Origin of the sequence: Enterococcus plantarum (assembly GCF_001730295.1) — a bacterium.
Classification (GTDB): Bacteria; Bacillota; Bacilli; order Lactobacillales; family Enterococcaceae; genus Enterococcus_L; species Enterococcus_L plantarum.
The window spans coordinates 1-3,288 of sequence record NZ_MIKA01000028.1 but is presented as its reverse complement, the minus strand read 5'-3'; the positions used below and the strand labels follow the sequence as shown (position 1 = coordinate 3,288).

Here is a 3,288-nt window from a genome sequence, read left to right as displayed (position 1 = left end):
ATTGTTCATTGAAAACTGGATATTGAAGTAAAAAAGTAATCAAAACAAACCGAGAACACCGCGTTGAATGAGTTTTTTAAGTAAAATAGTTCGAAGCTTATTTTATTGGTGACGCCTCTATCGCTAGAGAAACGAACCAAACAATTGACCGAAAGGTCATCAGGTTAAGTGAATAAGGGCGCACGGTGGATGCCTTGGCATTAGGAGCCGATGAAGGACGGGACTAACACCGATATGCTTTGGGGAGCTGTAAGTGAGCTATGATCCAGAGATTTCCGAATGGGGAAACCCAGCATCTTTTATAGGATGTTACTTTCCAGTGAATACATAGCTGGTTAGAGGTAGACGCAGAGAACTGAAACATCTAAGTACCTGCAGGAAGAGAAAGAAAATTCGATTCCCTGAGTAGCGGCGAGCGAAACGGGAAGAGCCCAAACCAACAAGCTTGCTTGTTGGGGTTGTAGGACTCCGATGTGGTAGTCTGTCAAGATAGTCGAAGAACCTGGAAAGGTTCGCCAAAGTGGGTAATAGCCCCGTAGACGAAATGTTGGCAACACCTAGGAGTATCCTGAGTACGGCGGAACACGAGAAATTCCGTCGGAATCCGCGGGGACCATCCCGCAAGGCTAAATACTCCCTAATGACCGATAGTGAACCAGTACCGTGAGGGAAAGGTGAAAAGCACCCCGGAAGGGGAGTGAAATAGATCCTGAAACCGTGTGCCTACAACAAGTCAAAGCCCGTTAATGGGTGATGGCGTGCCTTTTGTAGAATGAACCGGCGAGTTACGATTGCATGCGAGGTTAAGGTGAAGAGCCGGAGCCGCAGCGAAAGCGAGTCTGAATAGGGCGAATGAGTATGTAGTCGTAGACCCGAAACCATGTGATCTACCCATGGCCAGGTTGAAGGTGTGGTAAAACGCACTGGAGGACCGAACCCACGTACGTTGAAAAGTGCGGGGATGAGCTGTGGGTAGCGGAGAAATTCCAAACGAACTTGGAGATAGCTGGTTCTCTCCGAAATAGCTTTAGGGCTAGCCTCGGAATTAAGAATGATGGAGGTAGAGCACTGTTTGGACTAGGGGCCCATCTCGGGTTACCGAATTCAGATAAACTCCGAATGCCATTCATTTATATCCGGGAGTCAGACTGCGAGTGATAAGATCCGTAGTCGAAAGGGAAACAGCCCAGACCACCAGCTAAGGTCCCAAAATATATGTTAAGTGGAAAAGGATGTGGGGTTGCACAGACAACTAGGATGTTGGCTCAGAAGCAGCCACCATTTAAAGAGTGCGTAATAGCTCACTAGTCGAGTGACCCTGCGCCGAAAATGTACCGGGGCTAAACATATTACCGAAGCTGTGGATTACACCTCTGGTGTAATGGTAGGAGAGCGTTCTAAGGGCGTTGAAGGTCGATCGTGAGGACGGCTGGAGCGCTTAGAAGTGAGAATGCCGGTATGAGTAGCGAAAGACGGGTGAGAATCCCGTCCACCGTATGACTAAGGTTTCCTGGGGAAGGCTCGTCCGCCCAGGGTTAGTCGGGACCTAAGCCGAGGCCGATAGGCGTAGGCGATGGACAACAGGTTGATATTCCTGTACCAGTTGTTTTTGTTTGAGCAATGGAGGGACGCAGGAGGCTAAGGAATGCATGCGACTGGAAGTGCATGTCCAAGCAGTAAGTCTTGAGTAGAGTCAAATGCTTTACTCTATACGGACAAGCTGTGATGGGGAGGGAAATAATAGTACCGAAGTTCCTGATGTCACACTGTCAAGAAAAGCTTCTAGTGAGAAAACAACTGCCCGTACCGTAAACCGACACAGGTAGTCGAGGAGAGTATCCTAAGGTGAGCGAGCGAACTCTCGTTAAGGAACTCGGCAAAATGACCCCGTAACTTCGGGAGAAGGGGTGCTGACTTCGGTCAGCCGCAGTGAATAGGCCCAAGCGACTGTTTATCAAAAACACAGGTCTCTGCAAAATCGAAAGATGAAGTATAGGGGCTGACGCCTGCCCGGTGCTGGAAGGTTAAGAGGATGGGTTAGCTTCGGCGAAGCTCAGAATTGAAGCCCCAGTAAACGGCGGCCGTAACTATAACGGTCCTAAGGTAGCGAAATTCCTTGTCGGGTAAGTTCCGACCCGCACGAAAGGCGTAACGATTTGGGCACTGTCTCAACGAGAGACTCGGTGAAATTTTAGTACCTGTGAAGATGCAGGTTACCCGCGACAGGACGGAAAGACCCCATGGAGCTTTACTGTAGCTTGATATTGAGTGTTTGTACCACATGTACAGGATAGGTAGGAGCCGATGAACCCGGAACGCTAGTTTCGGTGGAGGCGCTGGTGGGATACTACCCTTGTGTTATGAACCCTCTAACCCGCACCACTTATCGTGGTGGGAGACAGTGTCAGGTGGGCAGTTTGACTGGGGCGGTCGCCTCCTAAAGAGTAACGGAGGCGCCCAAAGGTTCCCTCAGAATGGTTGGAAATCATTCGCAGAGTGTAAAGGCAGAAGGGAGCTTGACTGCGAGACTTACAAGTCGAGCAGGGACGAAAGTCGGGCTTAGTGATCCGGTGGTTCCGCATGGAAGGGCCATCGCTCAACGGATAAAAGCTACCCTGGGGATAACAGGCTTATCTCCCCCAAGAGTCCACATCGACGGGGAGGTTTGGCACCTCGATGTCGGCTCGTCGCATCCTGGGGCTGTAGTCGGTCCCAAGGGTTGGGCTGTTCGCCCATTAAAGCGGCACGCGAGCTGGGTTCAGAACGTCGTGAGACAGTTCGGTCCCTATCCGTCGCGGGCGTTGGAAATTTGAGAGGAGCTGTCCTTAGTACGAGAGGACCGGGATGGACTTACCGCTGGTGTACCAGTTGTTCTGCCAAGGGCATTGCTGGGTAGCTATGTAGGGAAGGGATAAACGCTGAAAGCATCTAAGTGTGAAGCCCACCTCAAGATGAGATTTCCCATTTCTTTAAGAAAGTAAGACCCCTGAGAGATGATCAGGTAGATAGGTTGGAAGTGGAAGTGCAGTGATGTACGGAGCGGACCAATACTAATCGGTCGAGGACTTAACCAAAGAAACGAAATAAAAAAGAGTTTCGGAATGTTTGATTACTACTTCAATCCAGTTTTGAGTGAATAATCACTCAACTAAATAGCAACAACACCCAGTGTGGTGGCGATAGCGAGAAGGATACACCTGTTCCCATGCCGAACACAGAAGTTAAGCTTCTTAGCGCCGATTGTAGTGAAGGGTTTCCCTTTGTGAGAGTAGGACGTCGCCACGCTAA

At 49.9% G+C, this 3,288-nt stretch carries 2 rRNA genes; both read left to right on the top strand.

From position 1 onward, the window contains the following. The first annotated feature begins 162 nt into the window (after positions 1 to 162). A 23S ribosomal RNA gene (locus BCR22_RS09730) occupies positions 163 to 3,074 on the top strand. A gap of 95 nt (positions 3,075 to 3,169) precedes the next feature. Then, positions 3,170 to 3,285: ribosomal RNA gene (gene rrf, locus BCR22_RS09725) — 5S ribosomal RNA — on the top strand. Positions 3,286 to 3,288 lie beyond the last annotated feature (3 nt).